The sequence below is a fragment of the Sphingomonas sanxanigenens DSM 19645 = NX02 genome, from assembly GCF_000512205.2.
GTDB lineage: Bacteria > Pseudomonadota > Alphaproteobacteria > Sphingomonadales > Sphingomonadaceae > Sphingomonas_D > Sphingomonas_D sanxanigenens.
Window position 1 is genome coordinate 280,932 of the sequence record NZ_CP006644.1, and the last position, 16,272, is coordinate 297,203.

Annotated in this window: 18 protein-coding genes; 9 read left to right on the forward strand and 9 right to left on the reverse strand. The window is 67.3% G+C overall.

Annotated elements, in window-relative coordinates; all coding sequences use genetic code 11:
• Nucleotides 1–2: 2 nt before the first annotated feature.
• Complete coding sequence (locus NX02_RS32940; RefSeq protein WP_162232650.1) at nt 3–182, forward strand: aminopeptidase P family protein; 180 nt, start codon at nt 3–5, stop codon at nt 180–182.
• The gene (locus NX02_RS01290) at nt 179–406 is read left to right on the forward strand and encodes a hypothetical protein (RefSeq protein ID WP_025290411.1); all 228 of its coding nucleotides are present in this window, start codon (nt 179–181) and stop codon (nt 404–406) included. Before NX02_RS32940 ends, NX02_RS01290 begins: the two co-directional genes overlap by 4 nt.
• Here the strand turns inward: NX02_RS01290 and NX02_RS01295 are convergent.
• The gene (locus tag NX02_RS01295) at nt 403–879 is read right to left on the reverse strand and encodes a hypothetical protein (RefSeq protein WP_025290412.1); all 477 of its coding nucleotides are present in this window, start codon (nt 877–879) and stop codon (nt 403–405) included. The two genes, NX02_RS01290 and NX02_RS01295, sit on opposite strands and share 4 nt — an antisense overlap.
• A gap of 29 nt (nt 880–908) precedes the next feature.
• On the reverse strand, nt 909–2,048 hold the full coding sequence (locus NX02_RS01300; RefSeq protein ID WP_025290413.1) for a HigA family addiction module antitoxin: 1,140 nt from the start codon (nt 2,046–2,048) through the stop codon (nt 909–911).
• 101 nt (nt 2,049–2,149) lie between these two features.
• Between NX02_RS01300 and NX02_RS01305 the strand changes: the two genes are divergently transcribed.
• Nucleotides 2,150–3,022, forward strand: coding sequence for an IS1 family transposase (locus tag NX02_RS01305; protein WP_025290414.1), 873 nt, complete (start codon nt 2,150–2,152; stop codon nt 3,020–3,022).
• A 220-nt stretch (nt 3,023–3,242) separates the two neighbouring features.
• On the opposite strand, the gene NX02_RS32015 is transcribed toward NX02_RS01305, so the two are convergent.
• A complete protein-coding gene (locus NX02_RS32015; RefSeq protein WP_158013856.1) occupies nt 3,243–3,491 on the reverse strand; it encodes a hypothetical protein in 249 nt (82 codons plus the stop codon).
• Nucleotides 3,492–3,573: 82 nt separating this feature from the next.
• On the opposite strand from NX02_RS32015, the gene NX02_RS01310 reads away from it, so the two are divergent.
• Nucleotides 3,574–3,993, forward strand: coding sequence for a hypothetical protein (locus tag NX02_RS01310; RefSeq protein ID WP_025290415.1), 420 nt, complete (start codon nt 3,574–3,576; stop codon nt 3,991–3,993).
• Between the two features lie 2 nt (nt 3,994–3,995).
• Here NX02_RS01310 and NX02_RS01315 read toward each other — a convergent pair whose 3' ends face one another.
• The 4 genes from NX02_RS01315 to NX02_RS01330 all read right to left on the reverse strand — a co-directional run bounded on the left by NX02_RS01315 (nt 3,996) and on the right by NX02_RS01330 (nt 7,388).
• Complete coding sequence (locus NX02_RS01315) at nt 3,996–4,298, reverse strand: hypothetical protein (protein WP_025290416.1); 303 nt, start codon at nt 4,296–4,298, stop codon at nt 3,996–3,998.
• Nucleotides 4,299–4,313: 15 nt separating this feature from the next.
• A complete protein-coding gene (locus NX02_RS01320; RefSeq protein WP_025290417.1) occupies nt 4,314–4,499 on the reverse strand; it encodes a DUF3008 family protein in 186 nt (61 codons plus the stop codon).
• A gap of 110 nt (nt 4,500–4,609) precedes the next feature.
• A complete protein-coding gene (locus tag NX02_RS01325; RefSeq protein WP_025290418.1) occupies nt 4,610–5,935 on the reverse strand; it encodes a sensor histidine kinase in 1,326 nt (441 codons plus the stop codon).
• Nucleotides 5,925–7,388, reverse strand: coding sequence for a sigma-54-dependent transcriptional regulator (locus NX02_RS01330; RefSeq protein ID WP_025290419.1), 1,464 nt, complete (start codon nt 7,386–7,388; stop codon nt 5,925–5,927). Before NX02_RS01330 ends, NX02_RS01325 begins: the two co-directional genes overlap by 11 nt.
• Before the next feature lie 118 nt (nt 7,389–7,506).
• Between NX02_RS01330 and NX02_RS33870 the strand changes: the two genes are divergently transcribed.
• The 5 genes from NX02_RS33870 to NX02_RS01350 all read left to right on the forward strand — a co-directional run bounded on the left by NX02_RS33870 (nt 7,507) and on the right by NX02_RS01350 (nt 13,962).
• A complete protein-coding gene (locus NX02_RS33870) occupies nt 7,507–7,638 on the forward strand; it encodes a hypothetical protein (protein ID WP_281178283.1) in 132 nt (43 codons plus the stop codon).
• A gap of 121 nt (nt 7,639–7,759) precedes the next feature.
• Complete coding sequence (locus NX02_RS01335) at nt 7,760–9,070, forward strand: efflux RND transporter periplasmic adaptor subunit (RefSeq protein WP_025290420.1); 1,311 nt, start codon at nt 7,760–7,762, stop codon at nt 9,068–9,070.
• A gap of 14 nt (nt 9,071–9,084) precedes the next feature.
• Nucleotides 9,085–9,780, forward strand: coding sequence for an ABC transporter ATP-binding protein (locus NX02_RS01340; RefSeq protein ID WP_039996972.1), 696 nt, complete (start codon nt 9,085–9,087; stop codon nt 9,778–9,780).
• A 19-nt stretch (nt 9,781–9,799) separates the two neighbouring features.
• On the forward strand, nt 9,800–12,319 hold the full coding sequence (locus NX02_RS01345) for an ABC transporter permease (RefSeq protein ID WP_025290422.1): 2,520 nt from the start codon (nt 9,800–9,802) through the stop codon (nt 12,317–12,319).
• Nucleotides 12,320–12,486: 167 nt separating this feature from the next.
• Nucleotides 12,487–13,962, forward strand: coding sequence for a CYTH and CHAD domain-containing protein (locus NX02_RS01350; protein ID WP_025290423.1), 1,476 nt, complete (start codon nt 12,487–12,489; stop codon nt 13,960–13,962).
• Here NX02_RS01350 and guaD read toward each other — a convergent pair.
• Nucleotides 13,931–15,235, reverse strand: a complete 1,305-nt coding sequence (guaD, locus tag NX02_RS01355; protein ID WP_025290424.1) for a guanine deaminase — start codon at nt 15,233–15,235, stop codon at nt 13,931–13,933. The two genes, NX02_RS01350 and guaD, sit on opposite strands and share 32 nt — an antisense overlap.
• Nucleotides 15,232–16,149: a xanthine dehydrogenase accessory protein XdhC gene (gene xdhC, locus NX02_RS01360; RefSeq protein ID WP_025290425.1), complete on the reverse strand. Its 918-nt coding sequence runs from the start codon at nt 16,147–16,149 to the stop codon at nt 15,232–15,234. Before xdhC ends, guaD begins: the two co-directional genes overlap by 4 nt.
• Between the last annotated feature and the right edge of the window lie 123 nt (nt 16,150–16,272).

Below are 16,272 nucleotides of genomic sequence, written 5' to 3' on the forward strand. Positions count from 1 at the left end.
GCATGACCGTTAGATCACCCGGAACCAACGCGCCGCTCCACCGGCGCACAGAAAAGGCCCTTGAGCGGAAGGCTGCACTTGTCGCTCGCTATGTCGGCGAGGGCATGACGGAAGAGGACGCAGCCGAGCGCGCGCATACTGAAATGCGCGACAACGGCAAGGGCGATTGGCGGCGCGGATGAGCGCCAAGACACCCAAGCGCCCGCGCGATCCGAACCAGCTGGCGAAGCTGATGGTCGATATTGCGACTGGCGAGGAGCAGGACGCTGGCTCAACTCCAGATCAACTGAAGCTTTCCGCCGCCAAGCGTAAGGGGGCAACCGCAAGAGCCCTCTCCCTTACCCCTGAAGAACGCTCCGAAATCGCCAGCATCGCCGCTGCCGCGAGATGGAAGAAAAAGGACTAGGCGGCATCGTCTTCGTCGTCTGCCGCCTTGCGCCATTCCACGTCAGGGCCAAAGTCCGTTTCAAGCACAATCGGCTCTTCATCGGGGTTCGCCGCAGCCCAGTGATCCAAGTCAAAGGTCAGCTGCACAACATCGCCAACCACCTGCTCACGGCGACGGTTAGTTGATCGGACCATTTGGGCGCGGGTAGCGTCGTCGATGTCCACCCAAAAGAAAAATGTTTCCTGACCCTGCTTAACCGGCAGGGAGTGGTATGCGCGGTAGGGGCGTCCGGTCTTACGGTCCACCCGCATTTCCTCGCGCGCTGCCTCGCTGACCTGTTTGATCAGAAGCTTCATGGGATCAGCGGGGGTCGGAAGTTCGACTCCGTTCAGCACAGCAAACTTGGCAATCTCGGCAGGATCAAGTTCGGTTTTGCCGGTCTTGATCTTGTAGAGCTTGATCATTTTCTGGAGCGTTTTATGTCCAGCCATATTGAATCATCCTTTTTCTATAGAGAGACTTAATCGTCGATGGGGTGGATATCACCCCATCCATCCACTTCTGCTGCAGGGATTATGTGCTCGCGCACGCCGACCAGATGCTTGCGGAACTTATTGTATTGGTTCGTTCGACGCTGGATTTGCCCTGCTACAAGGCCGGGGTGGACTTGCAGCGAACGTGCGAAGCCAATCAGGTCGCGCTCCGAAAAGTAAGGAGCCTTCCGACGAATGAAGGCATCCATCATGGATGCAGGAACACAGAACTCCGAGGCTGCCCCGTCAGCAATGGCTTCTTGCTGCTCAACGCTTGCGCTCAAGTGGACGCGCGCATCATGGCCGATATCAATGTCGAGCATCGCAGCACCGTCCATGCCGTCGCGATTTTTCACGTGCTCCAACTCGTGCCGGAGAACGAATAGAAAGTTGTCAATCCGGTCGAAGCGAAGCGTCATGCCGATCACAGGCGACTTCTCGTTGAGCCAGAAGCAAACGCCGTCAATTTTCCCGCCCCGAAGGCCTTCAACAACGACAAAGCGAATGCCTGCTTCTGCAAGTATCCGAGGCACGCGCCGCATATGTTCGGGGTGGCTGCGAAGGGGCTTGATAGCGGCAATTGCTGCTTCAACAGATTGCGGTGAATAAGTAGCAACCAGCATCCCCTCGGCAATGGCCTTTACGCGGTAAAGCCAAGCAAGCTGAGCCGGGGTCGCTTCCACGCTTGTTTGGGTTTTCTTGGCGGCGTGGGGAACCAATATTTCCGCATCTTCAAGCCGGTTCACTTTGAAAAAGCGGCAGAGTTCCCGTTCGACATTTTCCGTGTCTTTCATGCTCTCGGCAACGATCCAGCCGCGTTCAATCATGTTGGCGACTGGCAGATCGCCGTAGATTGTGGCGCGTCCAGCGCGGGCAGGGTCGGGCATCGCTTCAATCCGCGCTTTCGCCAGATCGTATTCGTGTTGCAGTTCCAAAAACCGTTTCGCCTCAACGCCAAAAACCTCTTCCAAAATGATGGCGAGGCCCGCGCTAACTCGGCTTTGTCCGGAGATGACCTTATTCAAACTGCCTTCGCCCATGTCGAGGATCAGCGCGAGCGAGCGCTTCGTCCATCCTCGGCTCTCCAGAAGAGCCTCAATCAATTGTCCTGGCGTGCGGTATTCCATGTGTGATCCCCGTAGCGATTCCGCGTTTTATATCAGTTTTCCCAAAAGGGCAAACTGACCTTTATGCTTGCATATTCTGATGGGCCAGCTAGAACAGCGTCATGAACAAGCTGACCATCGAAGAGCGCGCAAAAATCCTCCACCTTCTTTGCGAAGGCATGAGCATCCGCGCCATTACGCGGCTGACCGGCGCGAGCAAGAACACCGCCTCGAAGTTGCTGATCGACGCGGGCAAGGCGTGCGCCGCGTATCACGACGCCAACGTGCGCGACGTGAAAGCGAGCCGGGTGCAGGTCGATGAAATCTGGTCGTTCACCTACGCCAAGCAAAAGAACGTCGCGAGCGCGAAGGCCGCGCCGGACGCTGCTGGCGATACGTGGACGTGGACCGCGCTCGACGCTGACAGCAAGATGATCGTGTCCTATCTCGTTGGTGGTCGCGATGCGGAATACGCCATGGGGTTCATGGACGATCTGGCAGCGCGCCTTGCCAACCGCGTGCAGCTGACCAGCGACGGACACCGCGCCTATCTTGAGGCAGTCGAGGGCGCATTTGGATGCGACGTGGACTATGCGCAGCTGGTCAAGATTTACGGTCCCACGCTCACGGCACCCGGCCGCTACAGCCCCGCCGAATGCACTGGCGCGAAGAAAATCCGCGTCGAGGGAAGCCCTGATATCGCGCATGTTTCGACCAGCTACGTCGAGCGCCAGAACCTGACCATGCGGATGCACATGCGCCGCTTCACCCGTCTGACCAACGCTTTCTCAAAGAAGGTCGAGAACCACGCCCACGCGGTCGCGCTGCACATGATGTATTATAATTTCGTCCGCATCCATAAGACGCTGCGCGTGACCCCGGCGATGGCCGCTGGCGTGGCGGATCGCCTTTGGGAGATTGCCGATATTGCGCAGCTGGTCGCGGACGCCGAGGAAGCTCCCAAGAAGCGCGGGCCGTACAACAAGCGGACATAAGACTCGACTCTAGGTTAATAGAGAGTAGCTTCTCTTCTCCCGTCTGGGAGAGGAGAACTAATATGGGGCAATACCGTAAGCGCAACGGCAATGACACGTGGCACTGGTGCTCAAATTGCAGCAATTACCCGACCAGCGGGTATACAACGAGTCCCGGGAAGCCAAGCTCTGGTGAGCTTTGCAACGAATGCCAGTCCAAGCAAAAGGCTGGCACCTGTAGCTAAAGGGCCACTCGGTTTTTCACGGAAAACTCAAAAACCGCTTTGTCACCAGCGAAGCAAAGTTCGCCGAGGCTAGAGGCGTATTCGACGCCGCGTGCCTCGGCGAACGCATCGAAGCAAAAAAGGCATAAGGCCGCGCCGTCAAAGGCGCTGGGTACAACCTTGCCCCATATCTCATCCGGTACATGGAAGTTAAATTTGTCTGGCCGCTGACAGAAGCGGCAGCGCTGGCGACCGTTCGCGTTCATGCGACCCTCACTTTTTCAAACTGACCACTACCCGCGGTCGGCATCTGATGACTGTTCTCTTTTTGTTCTCTAATATGACCGGATGCGACTCGGCCATGACCGGACGATCTTCCTTGCGTTGTGCGTGCTCGACGATGCCGCCGAACGGTGCCGGCGCGCGCCGGTGGCGCCGACGCTTGCGCTCCGCCTCGCGCTCGCCTGCCTGCATGCCGCAAGCGATGGTGATCGCGGGATGCATGATCGCTTCTGGCGGGTCGTGTGCGGGCGGGATCGGCCGACCGCGGATCACAGGCGGGGGCAGCAGCGCTGGAACGCCGCGCGCGGGCTGATGGCGCATATCGCCGCCCGCGCCGGGCTCAAGCCCACCGCGGCGCTGTTCGTAAGGATCGGCCGCGCCCGCCGCGTGCCACCGCGGACGGGGCCGGCCGGCGTCGGGCGCGCGGCAGCGGCGAATGCGGCCGAAGATGACGAGCGGCAGCGAGAAAGATGGTGCGCGATATAGGGTCAGGCGCGCCAGTCGCCGAGCGAGAGCCGGGTCGGCAGAATGCCGATCTCCGTCCGGCCGGCACCGTCGCCATCGGACCGCGCGGCCAGTTCGCGTATGCCGCGATCGTCATATTCCTCGATATGGCCGGGGACGTCGACGCGGATCAGAAGCCCGCGCTGGCGGTCACGCGGCATCTCGATCACGGTCGCGACCAGCGCCTCCAGGGTGTCGCGGGCGACCAGCCTCGCCTCCGGTTCAGGCACGCCCTGGCGCGAGACCCGCATCAGGGTGGCGCGGGGGTCCCGGTGCAGGTCGCGCATGGCCGGTCTCCGCGGTCAGTCCTTGACGTGCTCGGGCTTCCCCTTGCGTTTCGTCTCCGCGAACTCTTCGAGCTGCTGCTCGCTCATCGACTTTTCCATCTCGCGGGATGCGCCCTTGAGCTTGCTTTTGGGCGTGTCGCCCCGCTTGGCGGACAATGCGGCACCCGCCGCCTTTTGCTGCGCCGCTGACTTGGCCGGCATGAGATCCTCCAGGCTGTCGCCATCGATGCAGGAACAACGGACGAGCCGGGCCGCGTCTCCCGCGCGCGCCCGTCATTCCGTCGATGATTCGGAACGGCCGGCCGATATGGTCACAATCGAATGACGATGGTCGCACCCGTGGCCTCGGCATCGATGTCGATCGTGCCGCCATGCGCGACGACGATCTGGCGGGCGAGGTTGAGGCCGATGCCGCTGCCCGACCGGCGCGTGGTGAAGAAGGGCAGGAACACATCCTCGCGCAGCGCTTCGGGGATGCCGGGCCCGTTGTCGGCGACGCTGATCACCACATCGTGCCGCGCATCCCCGGCGATGCGCAGCACGACCGCCGGGTCGGCGCGATGCTCGCCTGCGGCCTGCGCGGCGTTGCGCAGCAGGTTGATCAGCACCTGCGTCATCAGGTCGAGGTCGGCATGGATCATCAGATCCTCGGGCACGACGGTGCGGGTGAGCGGCAGGTTCGGCCATTCGGCGGCGATCAGCCGCACCAGTTCCTCCGCCCAGTCGCGCGCAGCGAAGCGCTGCCGCTTCACCTCGGGCGGCTGCGCCACCGCGCGATAGCCCTGCACGAACTCGGTCAGGCCATGCGCGCGGCGCGCCAGCGTGGTGATCGCGGCGCGCGCATCGTCCAGCGTCGCCGCGTCGCCGGGTTCGAGCGTGTCGATCAGCATCGATGCAGTGGCGGCGAGCGACGTCACCGGCGTCAGCGAATTGAGGATCTCGTGCGTCAGCACGCGCACCAGATCCGACTGCGCGGCCATTTCCACCGCATCGAACGCGCCCTCGGCGGGCTGCACCGTGACCGCGCGCAGCGCGACGCCGAGCCGCGAAACCTCCGCGGTGCGCACGATCGCGCGCTGCTGGCGGCCTTCCAGCCGCAGCACCAGCGTTTCCTCCGACGTACCGGTGCCGCCGAGCCGGCGCGCAAAGGTGGCGCCGTAGCGGCGATAATCGTCGATCGTGGTGGCATCGTCATGCCCGAACAGCCGGCGCGCGGCCTTGTTCTGCTGCTCGACCGAACCCGAGGCGTGGACGACGAGCAACGCCACCGGCACGTCGTCGAGCAGCGCCTGCAGGAAGCGGAGTTCGTCGGCATCGGCCAGCTTTTCGGCGCGCAGGCGGCCGAGCGCGGCGTCGAACGCCGTCGCCACTTCGGCGAAACTGCGGCCGCCGGTGCCGTCGAAGCGCATCGCCACGTCGCCCGCCGCGAGCGATTCGACGAAGCGCGCGAGTTGCCGGTTGGTGCGCGTCACATGGTTCCACAGCCACAGCATCGCGCCTGCGACGAGCCCCGCGGCGACGATCCGCGCGGCGCCGAGCCCGGCGACCTCGAGGCTGGCGGAGAACAGCAGGATGGCGAGCGCGAGCGCGACCACGCGCAGCGCCAGCGCCGCGGCGAAGCGGCGGTCAGAGCCCATATTTTTCCATCCGCCGGTAGAGCGCGGCGCGCGACACGCCGAGATCGGCGGCCGCCAGCGAAATATTGTAGCCGTGCCGGCGCAGCGCGGATTCCACCATCCGCTTCTCCGCCCGGTCGAGGTTGAGATCCTCGCCGCCCGGCGCGGCGGGTGCCGTCGTGATCGATGGCGCCGCGACCGGGGCGGGGGCGGCGGCGGGTGCGGGTGCGGGTGGAGCCAGCGAGGGGGCGGTCCGCGATTGGGTGCCCGAGGTGAGCGGGAAATCCTCGGGCGCGAGCGGCGCGTCGCCGGCCAGGATCACCGCGCGTTCCACCGCGTGGCGCAGCGCGCGGACATTGCCGATCCAGTCATGCGCGACCACCGCCGCCATCGCCGCGTCGCTGACCTCGGGCACCGGCCGGTTGTAGCGCCTGGCATAATGATCGAGGAAATGGGTGAGCAGTTGCGGAATGTCGTCGCGGCGCTGCCGCAGCGGCGGCAGTTCGATCTCCACGGTGTTGAGCCGGAACAGCAGGTCGGTGCGGAACACCCGCTCGTCGGCGAGCCGGTCGGGCGAGAGGTTGGTCGCGGCGATCACGCGGATGTCGACCGGGATCGGCTGGTTGGCGCCGACCGGCGTCACCTTGCGCTGTTCGAGCACGGTCAGCAGCTTGGGCTGAAGGTGCAGCGGCAAATTGCCGATCTCGTCGAGGAACAGGGTGCCGCCGTCGGCGGCCTGGATGCGGCCGATGCGATCGGTGCGGGCATCGGTGAAGGCACCCTTCACATGGCCGAACAGCTCGGAATCGATCAGTTCCTCGCTGATCGCGCCCAGATCGACGGTCAGCATCACCTTGTCGGCGCGGCGGGACTGGCGATGCAGTTCGCGCGCGACCAGTTCCTTGCCGGTGCCGTTCTCGCCGAGAATCAGGACGTTGGCCTCGGTGGGGGCGGCGCGCGCGATCAGTTCCCCCACGCGGCGCATCGGCTGCGAGGCGCCGAGCAGCGTCGATCCGGGGGCGCCGGCGCCGGCAATCGTCGCGACCTTGCCGCGCTCGGTGGCGACGGTGCGGCGCGACCGCCGCAGCGCGGCGGCGGTGCGCGCGGTGGCCAGCAGCCGCTCGTTCGACCAGGGCTTGGAAACGAAGTCGGTCGCGCCCTGCTTCATCGCCGCGATCGCCACCTGCAGCCCGACATGCGCGGTGATCATCACGATCACCATCTCGGGATCATGCGCCAGCAGCTTGCCCAGCCAGGCAAGCCCTTCATGCGCATCGGTGGCGCCGCGCGCGAAATTGGCGTCGAGCAGGACGAGATCGGGGGAGCGCTGGGCGATCGCCGTCATCGCCTCGTCGGGGTTCGGAAAGGTGCGCACCTCCGCGAACAGCTGACGCAACAACAGCCGCGCGGCGATGAGGATGTCCTCATCGTCGTCGACGACGACGCACAGATCGAATTCGGGTTTGGCCGGCATGTCGTCCCTTCTCGTACGGTGTGCGGAAACGGACAATCAAAATACGTGCCAAGTGGCCAAGCCCATCTGGCACGCTTCCTGCGTCTTCCCCGGCATGATCTCTTGGGAGGAGCGCATCATGAGGATTCCCGTCGGCATCAGGACGATGACCGTCATCGCCCTGTTTCTCGCCTGCATCGCCGCGCCCACGCTGGCGCCGAGCCACGCCGTCGCCTGCGACGACGCTGCCCCCAAGGTGCCGCTGGCGTGACCGGAAACGGCCAGCGACTGTTCGCGAACGGACAATGCTGTCCGGAAACGGACGGTCGCTTTGCGCGAATCCGGGCATATGCCTCGCCATCGACTGGCACGGTGTTTGCGTCATGAACGATATGAGCGTCATTCGTATCACCCAGGAGCAGAAGCTGGACCGTCCGCAAAGCGGCAGCGGCATGGATCGCGTCGTCGCGAGGCGGGGTATTCCCCTTAACCTCCGCATCGCCGTCGCCGGGGTTGCGGCGATCCTCGTGCTGGCCGCGATCTGGTGGCTGATGCCGCGCACGGGCAGCCAGACGATCGCCGCCGACCGGGTGAAAATCTCCACCGTCTCGCGCGGGACGTTCGAGGATTTCATCCCGCTGCGTGCGCGGGTGACGCCGCTCGTCACCGTCTATCTCGATGCGATCGAGGGCGGGCGCGTCGAGAAGGTGCTGGTCGAGGATGGCGCCACCGTCGCCGCCGGCCAGCCGATCGCGATGCTCTCCAATGCCGAGCTGCAGCTTTCGGTGCTCGCCCGGCAGACCGAGGTGACGCAGCAGCTCAACACGATGCGCAGCCAGGAACTGGCGCTGGCGCAGTCGCGCGTCACCAACGAGCGCACGCTGCTCGAAGCCGAGACCGATCGCCGCAAGGCCGAACGCCAGCACGACCGCGAGGCGGCGCTGATCGGCCGGGGCTTCGTGAGCAAGCGCCAGTTCGCCGACACGCAGGACGATCGCGACTATCAGCGCCGCCGCGTCGCCGTGCTCCGCAACGGCCAGGCCACCGACGAACGGCTGCAGGCGAGCCAGCTCGCGCAGCTCCGCTCCGCCGCGCAGTCGCTCGAATCGAGCCTCACCCTCGCGCGGGCCAACCTCGATGCGCTCAACCTGCGCGCGCCGGTGGCGGGCGGCCTCTCGGGCTTCTCGATCCAGGTCGGCCAGTCGCTGTCGCGCGGCGAGCGGATCGGCCAGATCGACAGCCCCGGCCGCAACAAGCTGGTCGCCGGGATCGACGAATTCTATCTCGGCCGCGTCCAGGTGAACCAGGCGGCGGTGCTCGAACGCGGCGGCAAGACGTTCCGCGCGCGGGTCACCAAGATCTATCCGCAGGTGCAGAACGGCCAGTTCACCGTCGACCTGCAGTTCATCGGCCCCGAGCCGGCCGATCTCCAGCGCGGCCAGACCTTGCAGGCGCGGCTGACGCTGGGCGATCCCGCGCCGGCGCTGCTGGTGCCCAACGGCGCCTTCTATGGCGAGACCGGCGGCAACTGGATCTTCGTCGCCACGCCCGAAGGCACCAGCGCGGTCAAGCGCCCGGTGCGGATGGGCCGGCGCAATTCCGAAGTGATCGAGGTGCTGGAGGGCCTGGAGGCCGGCGAGCGCGTGATCACATCCCCCTACACCGGATTTGCCGACAAGGATCGGCTGGACCTGACACGATGAAAGGCAAGGAGCATATGACCGGAACCCCGCTGCTGCACATGCGCGCACTGAGCCGCGTCTACCGCACCGACACGATCGAGACGGTGGCGCTCGACGCGATCGACCTCGACATCGCCGAGGGCGAGTTCGTGGCGATCATGGGCCCCTCCGGCTGCGGCAAATCGACATTGCTCAACCTCGTCGGGCTGCTCGATAGCCCGAGCTCGGGCAGCTATATGTTCGACGGGCGCGAGGTGGCGGGGCTCTCCGAGGCGGAGCTGGCGTCGGTGCGCAAGGCCGGCATCGGCTTCATCTTCCAGAGCTTCAACCTGATCGACGAGCTGACGGTGCGCGAGAATGTGGAGCTTGCGCTGCTCTATCACGACGTGCCCGCCGCCGAACGCCGCCGCCGCACCGACGAGGTGATGGACCGCGTCGGCATCGCCCACCGCGCGCGCCACCGGCCGACGCAGCTTTCGGGCGGCCAGCAGCAGCGCGTCGCCGTCGCCCGTGCGCTGGTCGCCAGCCCGCGGCTGATCCTGGCGGACGAGCCGACCGGCAACCTCGACACCAGCCATGGCGACGAGGTGATGAACATGCTGAAGGGCCTGAACGCCGAAGGCGCGACGATCGTGATGGTCACCCACTCACCCGCGCATGCCGACTATGCCAGCCGCGTCGTCAACATGCTCGACGGCCGCGTGCTCCAGGAACGGCGCCGCGCGGCGTAAGGGGAAGGGGATCACCACCATGTGGCGCAACTATCTGACGGTCGGTATCCGCGCGCTGGCGAAGAACCGCACCTATGCCTTCATCAACATCTTCGGCCTCGCGCTCGGCATCGCCGCGTGCCTGCTGATCCTCACCTTCGTCCGCTACGAATTCAGCTATGACAGCTGGCTGGAGGATGCCGACCGCACCTTCCAGGTCCAGAGCTTCTATGAGGCGACGCCGCAGGGCGGCGAGGCGTTCGAGCTGCAGATCACCAGCTATCCGGCGGGGCAGGCGCTCAAGAAGGATTTCCCGCAGATCGAGACGTTGGTCTACCTGACCTCGCCGCCGATGACGGTGGTTCAGGATGGCAAGCCGAGCAAGGTCAGCAACGGCATCTATGCCGACGGCAACCTCTTCGACGTGATCCGCGTGCCGTTCGTCCGCGGGGATCGGGCGACCGCGCTCGATCGCCAGGACGCGGTGGCGCTCAGCGAGGCGGAAGCCATCAGGCGCTTCGGCACGGCGGACCCGATCGGCAAGACGCTGACGATCACCACCGGCAAGTTGACGCAGGATTATCGCGTCACCGGCGTGTTCCGCGACCTGCCCAAGAACACGCACATGGCGATGGAGCTGGTCGCGCGCGTCGATATCCCGACGCTGTTCGGCGATCGCCATTTCATGCTGACCTCGTGGAACAGCCAGGGCGGGCAGGTCTATTTCCGGCTCAAGCCCGGCGCCGATATCGGCGCTATCACGCGCGGCCTGCCGGCCTGGGAAAAGCGCAACATTCCCGACGACGTCTCCGATTCCAGCCGCTCCAACCCGGCCGACTATCAGCATTGGGAGATGACCAATGTGCGCGACATTCACCTCGGCCGCGCGCAGGACGCCGCCGAAAAGCCGGGCAGCGACAAGCGCACGGTGCTGACCTTCGCGATCATCGCGATGCTGATCCTGGGCATGGCCTGCGTCAACTTCACCAACCTCGCCACCGCGCGCGCCTCCCAGCGGGCCCGCGAGGTCGCGCTGCGCAAGGTGCTGGGGGCGACGCGCGCGCAGCTCATCACCCAGTTCATCGGGGAATCGATGATCGTGGCGATCATCGCGATGCTGATCGGCCTCGCGCTCGTCGAGATCACGCTGCCGGGCCTCAACGCCTTCCTCGACGCCGACATGACCATATCCTATCTCGGCCTGCACGGCCTGCTGCTGCCGGTGATCGGGCTGACCATCCTCGTCGGCCTCGCCGGCGGGCTCTATCCGGCCTTCTATCTCTCGCGCTTCCAGCCGGCGCAGGTGCTCAAGGCCAACAAGTCGGCCGCGGACGCGCAGGGGTCCGGCCGGTTGCGCAACCTGTTGGTCGTCGCGCAATTCGCGATCTCGATCGCGCTGATCATCTGCACGGCGGTGGTCTACGGCCAGACGATCTACGCCCGCACCGTCGATGCCGGTTACAAGCGCGACGGGCTGCTGCAGATCGCGGCGCTGTCGACGCCGCAGGCGCAGGCGGTGGGCGAGGCGCTGGTGCAGGAGATGCGCAACATCGAGGGCGTGTCCGCCGTCGGCCGCGGCACGATCGCGCTCAACAGCGGCAACAACAATATCACCTCGGTGCGCCGCGCGGGCACCAGCGGCGAACAGCGCGTGGCGCTGGGCATCTATGCGATGGATGCCGGCTTCATCCCGTCGCTGGGCGGGCGGCTGATCGCCGGCCGCAACTTCTCCGCCAGCCAGCCGATGGACGACGCCACCCTGCCGACCCCGAGCACGCCGGAGGCGGAGCGGGCGCTGATGCAGCGCGGGATCAACGCCGTCATCTCCGAAGCGGCGGTGACGCGGCTGGGCTATGACAGCCCGCAGGCCGCGATCGGCAAGCAATTGCTGGTCGCCTTCTCGCCCGGCGATACCGACCTCGGCAACACGCCCGCGACGATCGTCGGCGTCGTCGGCGACGTGCGCTACCGCAGCGTCCGCGATCCGCTCCAGCCGATCATCTATTATCATCGCACCAGCGGCTATTCGGACATGCTGGTGCGCTTCAGCGGCATCTCGCCCGCGACGATGAACGCGCGCGCGGAGGCGGTGTGGCAGCGGCTGGTGCCCGAGATTCCCTATTCGGCCCGCCTCGTCGACGACATCGTCAACGACATGTATGTCGCCGACGAGAAGCGCGCGCAGCTGTTCGGCATGTTCGCGATCCTCGCCGTGGTGATCGGCTGCCTCGGCCTGTTCGGCCTCGCCGCCTTCACCGCGGAGCGGCGCACCAAGGAAATCGGCATCCGCAAGGTGCTGGGCGCGAAGACGATCGACATCGTCCGCCTGCTGGTGTGGCAGTTCACCCGGCCCGTCCTGATCGCCAACCTCATCGCCTGGCCGATCGCCTGGTGGGTGATGCGGGATTGGCTCAACGGGTTCGACATGCGCATCGGGCTGGGGCCGGCGCCCTTCCTGACCGCAGGGCTGCTCGCGCTGGTGATCGCGGTGCTGACGATCTCCGCCCATGCCTGGCGGGTGGCGCGCACCAACCCCGTCCACGCGCTGCGCTACGAATAGCGCCGGCACCGCCGCTTGCCGCCGGGTTCGGGCGGCCGGCGGCGGTGCCGGTGCGCGCCGCGCGCATTCCGGTTTGTGCCGCCACTCGCTTGATCCAGATCGCGCAGGCGCGCAAAGCTGCCGCCCTCGCCGTGCCGTCGCGGCCGGTTGTGATGAGGCGTAGACAGATGGGCGATCCGGTCGAGGTTGAGCTGAAGCTCGAATTCAGCGCCGGCGGCGACGCCGCGCTGCGTGCCGCCGAGGAACTGGGCGCCGCGGACGATGCCGCGGAGCGCCATCTCGTCGCCACCTATTTCGACACGCCCGCCGCCGACCTCGAACGGGCAGGGCTCAGCCTGCGCATCCGCCGCGACGGCCGCCGCCACATCCAGACGCTGAAGGCGGGCGGCAAGGCGGCGGGGCTGTTCGTCCGCCCCGAATGGGATCTGCCGGTGCGCGGCTGGACGCCGGTGCTCGACGATCCCGGCTCGCCCTTTGCGGCCATGCTCGATCCCGCCTGGATCGAGCGGATCGGGCCGGCCTTCACCACCGACGTCCACCGCCATCGCCGTCGCTTCGGCTTCGACGGCGCGCGGATCGAATGCGCGATCGATACCGGCAGGGTCGATAGCGGTGCGCACAGCGATACCGTCGCCGAGCTGGAGCTGGAGCTGCTCGACGGCGACGCGGCAGCGCTGTTCGCGCTCGCCCGCGCGCTGGATCGCCACGCGCCGCTGCGCCTCGGCGTGCTGTCCAAGGCGGAGCGCGGCTATCGCCTGCTCGATCTTGCCGCGGGCGCGGGCGCCGCGGTGCGCGGGGAGCCGATCCGGCTGGGTGCCGAAACCGATGCGCGGGGCGCGTTCGCCGCGATCCTGACGGCCTGCCTTCGCCATTATCGGCTGAACGAGGCGCTGATCCTCGCCGCCGATGGCGATGAACTCATCCACCAGGCGCGCGTGGCGCTCCGCCGGCTGCGCTCCGCCTTCACGCTGTTCAAGCCGCTGTTCGGCGACGACGCCGATGCCGCCCGGTTGCGCGGGGAATTGCGCTGGCTGGCCGGCGAACTGGGCAGCGTGCGCGACATCGATGTGCTGATTCCGCGGGTCGACGCCGCTGCGCAGGCGCTGCTCCGCGCCGAACGCGCGCGCCGCTTCTCCGGATTGCGCGCCGCGCTCGATCTGTCCCGCGCACGCGCGCTGCCGCTCGACCTCGTCGAATGGATGGCGCTGGGCCGGTGGCGGGATGCGGCCGAACTGCAGGCGGTTCAGCACGCACCGGCCCGCGAATTCGCGGAAGCCGTGTTGGCGAAGCGGTTCCGCAGCGTGCGCCGCAAGGGCCGGGATCTCGTCGGGCTGGACGACGAGCATCGCCATCGCGTGCGGATCGATGCGAAGAAGCTGCGCTATGCCGCCGACTTCTTCGCGTCCTGCTTCGGCGGGGACGAGGCGGCGGCACAGCGCCACGCCGCGTTCGTGAAGGCGCTGGCGCGGCTGCAGGACAAGCTTGGCGAACTCAACGACGTGGCGATGGGCGCCGAATTGCTCGCCGGCCTGGGGATCACCGCGACGCTGGCACCGGAAGGCGCCCCGCGGGACAAGGTGCTGGGCAAGGCGGCCAAGGCGTTCGATCGGCTTATCGACACGCCGCGCTTCTGGAAGGACTGAGCGCCCGGCGCCCCGCGACATAGGTGGCCGCCACCGCGCGGTCGTCGCCAAGGATCTGCAGCGCGAACAGCGTGTCGGCGATCGACGCGCCGGCGGTGCGGCGCGCGAGCAACGGCGTCGCCGCCGGATCGAGCAGGACGAAATCGGCCTCCTGCCCCGGCCGCAGCCCGCCGATCCGATCGCCGAGGTTGAGCGTGCGCGCGCCGCCCGCGGTCGCGAGATAAAGCGCGCGGAACGGATCGAGCACCTGGCCGCGCAACTGGCAGACCTTGTACGCCTCACCCAATGTATGGAGGATCGAGAAGCTGGTGCCGGCGCCGACATCGGTGCCGATCCCGATCTTGATCCCCGCCGCGTCGGTTGCGGCGAGATCGAACAGGCCGGAGCCCAGGAACATGTTGCTGGTCGCGCAGAAGGCGATGCCGGCGCCCGCCGCCGCCATGCGGTTGCGCGCGCGGGCGTCGAGGTGGACGCAATGCGCGAACACCGATCGATCGCCGACCAGCCCGAAGCGGTCATAGACGTCGAGATAGTCGGCGGCGTGCGGGAAACGCGCGGCGACCGCGGCGATCTCGCCCCGGTTTTCGGCCAGATGGGTGTGCATCAGCACGTCCGGATGCGCGGCGACGAGCCGGCCGGCATCTTCGAGCTGCGCGTCGGTCGAGGTCAGCGCGAAGCGGGGGGTGACCGCATAGCCCAGCCGCCCGCGCCCCCGCCATCGCGCGACCAGCGCCTCGCTGTCCGCCCGGCCGCCGGCGACGGTGTCGCGGAGATCGGCGGGGCCCAGATCCATCAGCACCTTGCCCGAGACGATGCGCATGCCGCGCGCCAGCGCCGCCTCGAACAGCGCGTCGACCGACTGGGGGTGGACGGTCGGGTAGACCAGCGCGGTGGTCGTGCCGTTGCGCAGCAGTTCGTCGAGGAAGAAGGCGGCGATGGCATCGGCATGCGCGCGATCGGCGAACGCGGCCTCGGCGGGAAAGATGTGGCGGTCGAGCCACTGCAGGAGCTGCTCGCCATGCGAGGCGATGCGCTCGGTCTGCGGATAATGGATGTGGGTGTCGACGAAGCCGGGCACGAGAATGCCGGCCAGCCGCTCGGTCGGCACGTTCGCGAACCGCCCGGCCAGATCCGCATGATCGCCGCAGGCGGCGACGATGCCGTCCTCGACGACGAGCAGCCCGTCCGGGTGATGGCGGATCGCCTCCGCCCCGGCGCGCAGCGGATCCTCCGGCACGGCGAGGATTTCGGCGCGGTAGGCGATGGCGGTCATGCAGCGGGTCTCATGGCAAGCAGTTGCGCGGCGACCGCGATGGCGATCACGTCCGGTTCCTTGCCGGTGATGCCGGGCAGGCCGATCGGGCAGGTCAGCCGCGCACGGGCTTCGCCGTCGAACCCCTCCGCCGCCAGCCGGGACAGGAAGCGCGCGCGCTTGGTGGCGGAGCCGATCAGGCCGACGAAGCCCGCCGCGCTGCGCAGCGCCGCGGCGGTCAGCCGATAATCGAGGCCATGGTCGTGGGTGAGGATGAGCATTGCGGTCTCCGCGCCGGCCTCGCCGATGCAATCGACCGCTTGATCCTCCGCGACCGGCATCACCCCGGGGAAGCCGGCCTCGGCGGCGCGGGTGTCGAACCAGGCGAGGGCGATCGGCAGGCGCGCGACGGCGCGGGCGATGGCGCGGCCGACATGACCGGCGCCGAACAGCATCACCGGCAGCCGGCGGACGTCGGCGGGTTCGACGAAGCGTGCGCCGGCGGCGGGGCGTTCGCCGCGCGCGGAGGGCAGGGGGGCGGCATCGCCGGGGACGCGCCGGACGGTATCGTCGGCCAGCGTCGCGATCAGCGCCTCGCCCTCATGCGCGATCCAGCCGCTGGCGGCCGGATCGACGCGCTCGACCAGCAGGCGGACGCGGCCGCCGCAGCATTGGCCGAGCAGGGGGCCGAGCGGATAATCCTGCACGCGCCAGCGTCCCGGCGCGAGATCGAGGATCGCCCGCGCCTGCTCGATCGCCCGCAGCTCGAGCGCGCCGCCGCCGATCGTGCCGGCGAGGGCGGTGCGGGTGACCGCCATGCGCGTGCCGGCGCCGCGGGGGGCGGAGCCTTCGGTGGCGAGGATGGTGACGAGCGCGACGGGGGTGTCTTGCGCTGCGGTCAGGGCGAGCGCGGCCCAGTCGGAGACGGGGGTCACCGCAGGGGGTCCGCGGCGCGGAACTCAAGCCCCTCCCCTTCAGGGGAGGGGTTGGGGTGGGGGCGAGTGCAGCGCGCTTCGGCGTGAGCCGAAAAAGCGTTGCCGGGGGCATTGAGCCCCCGC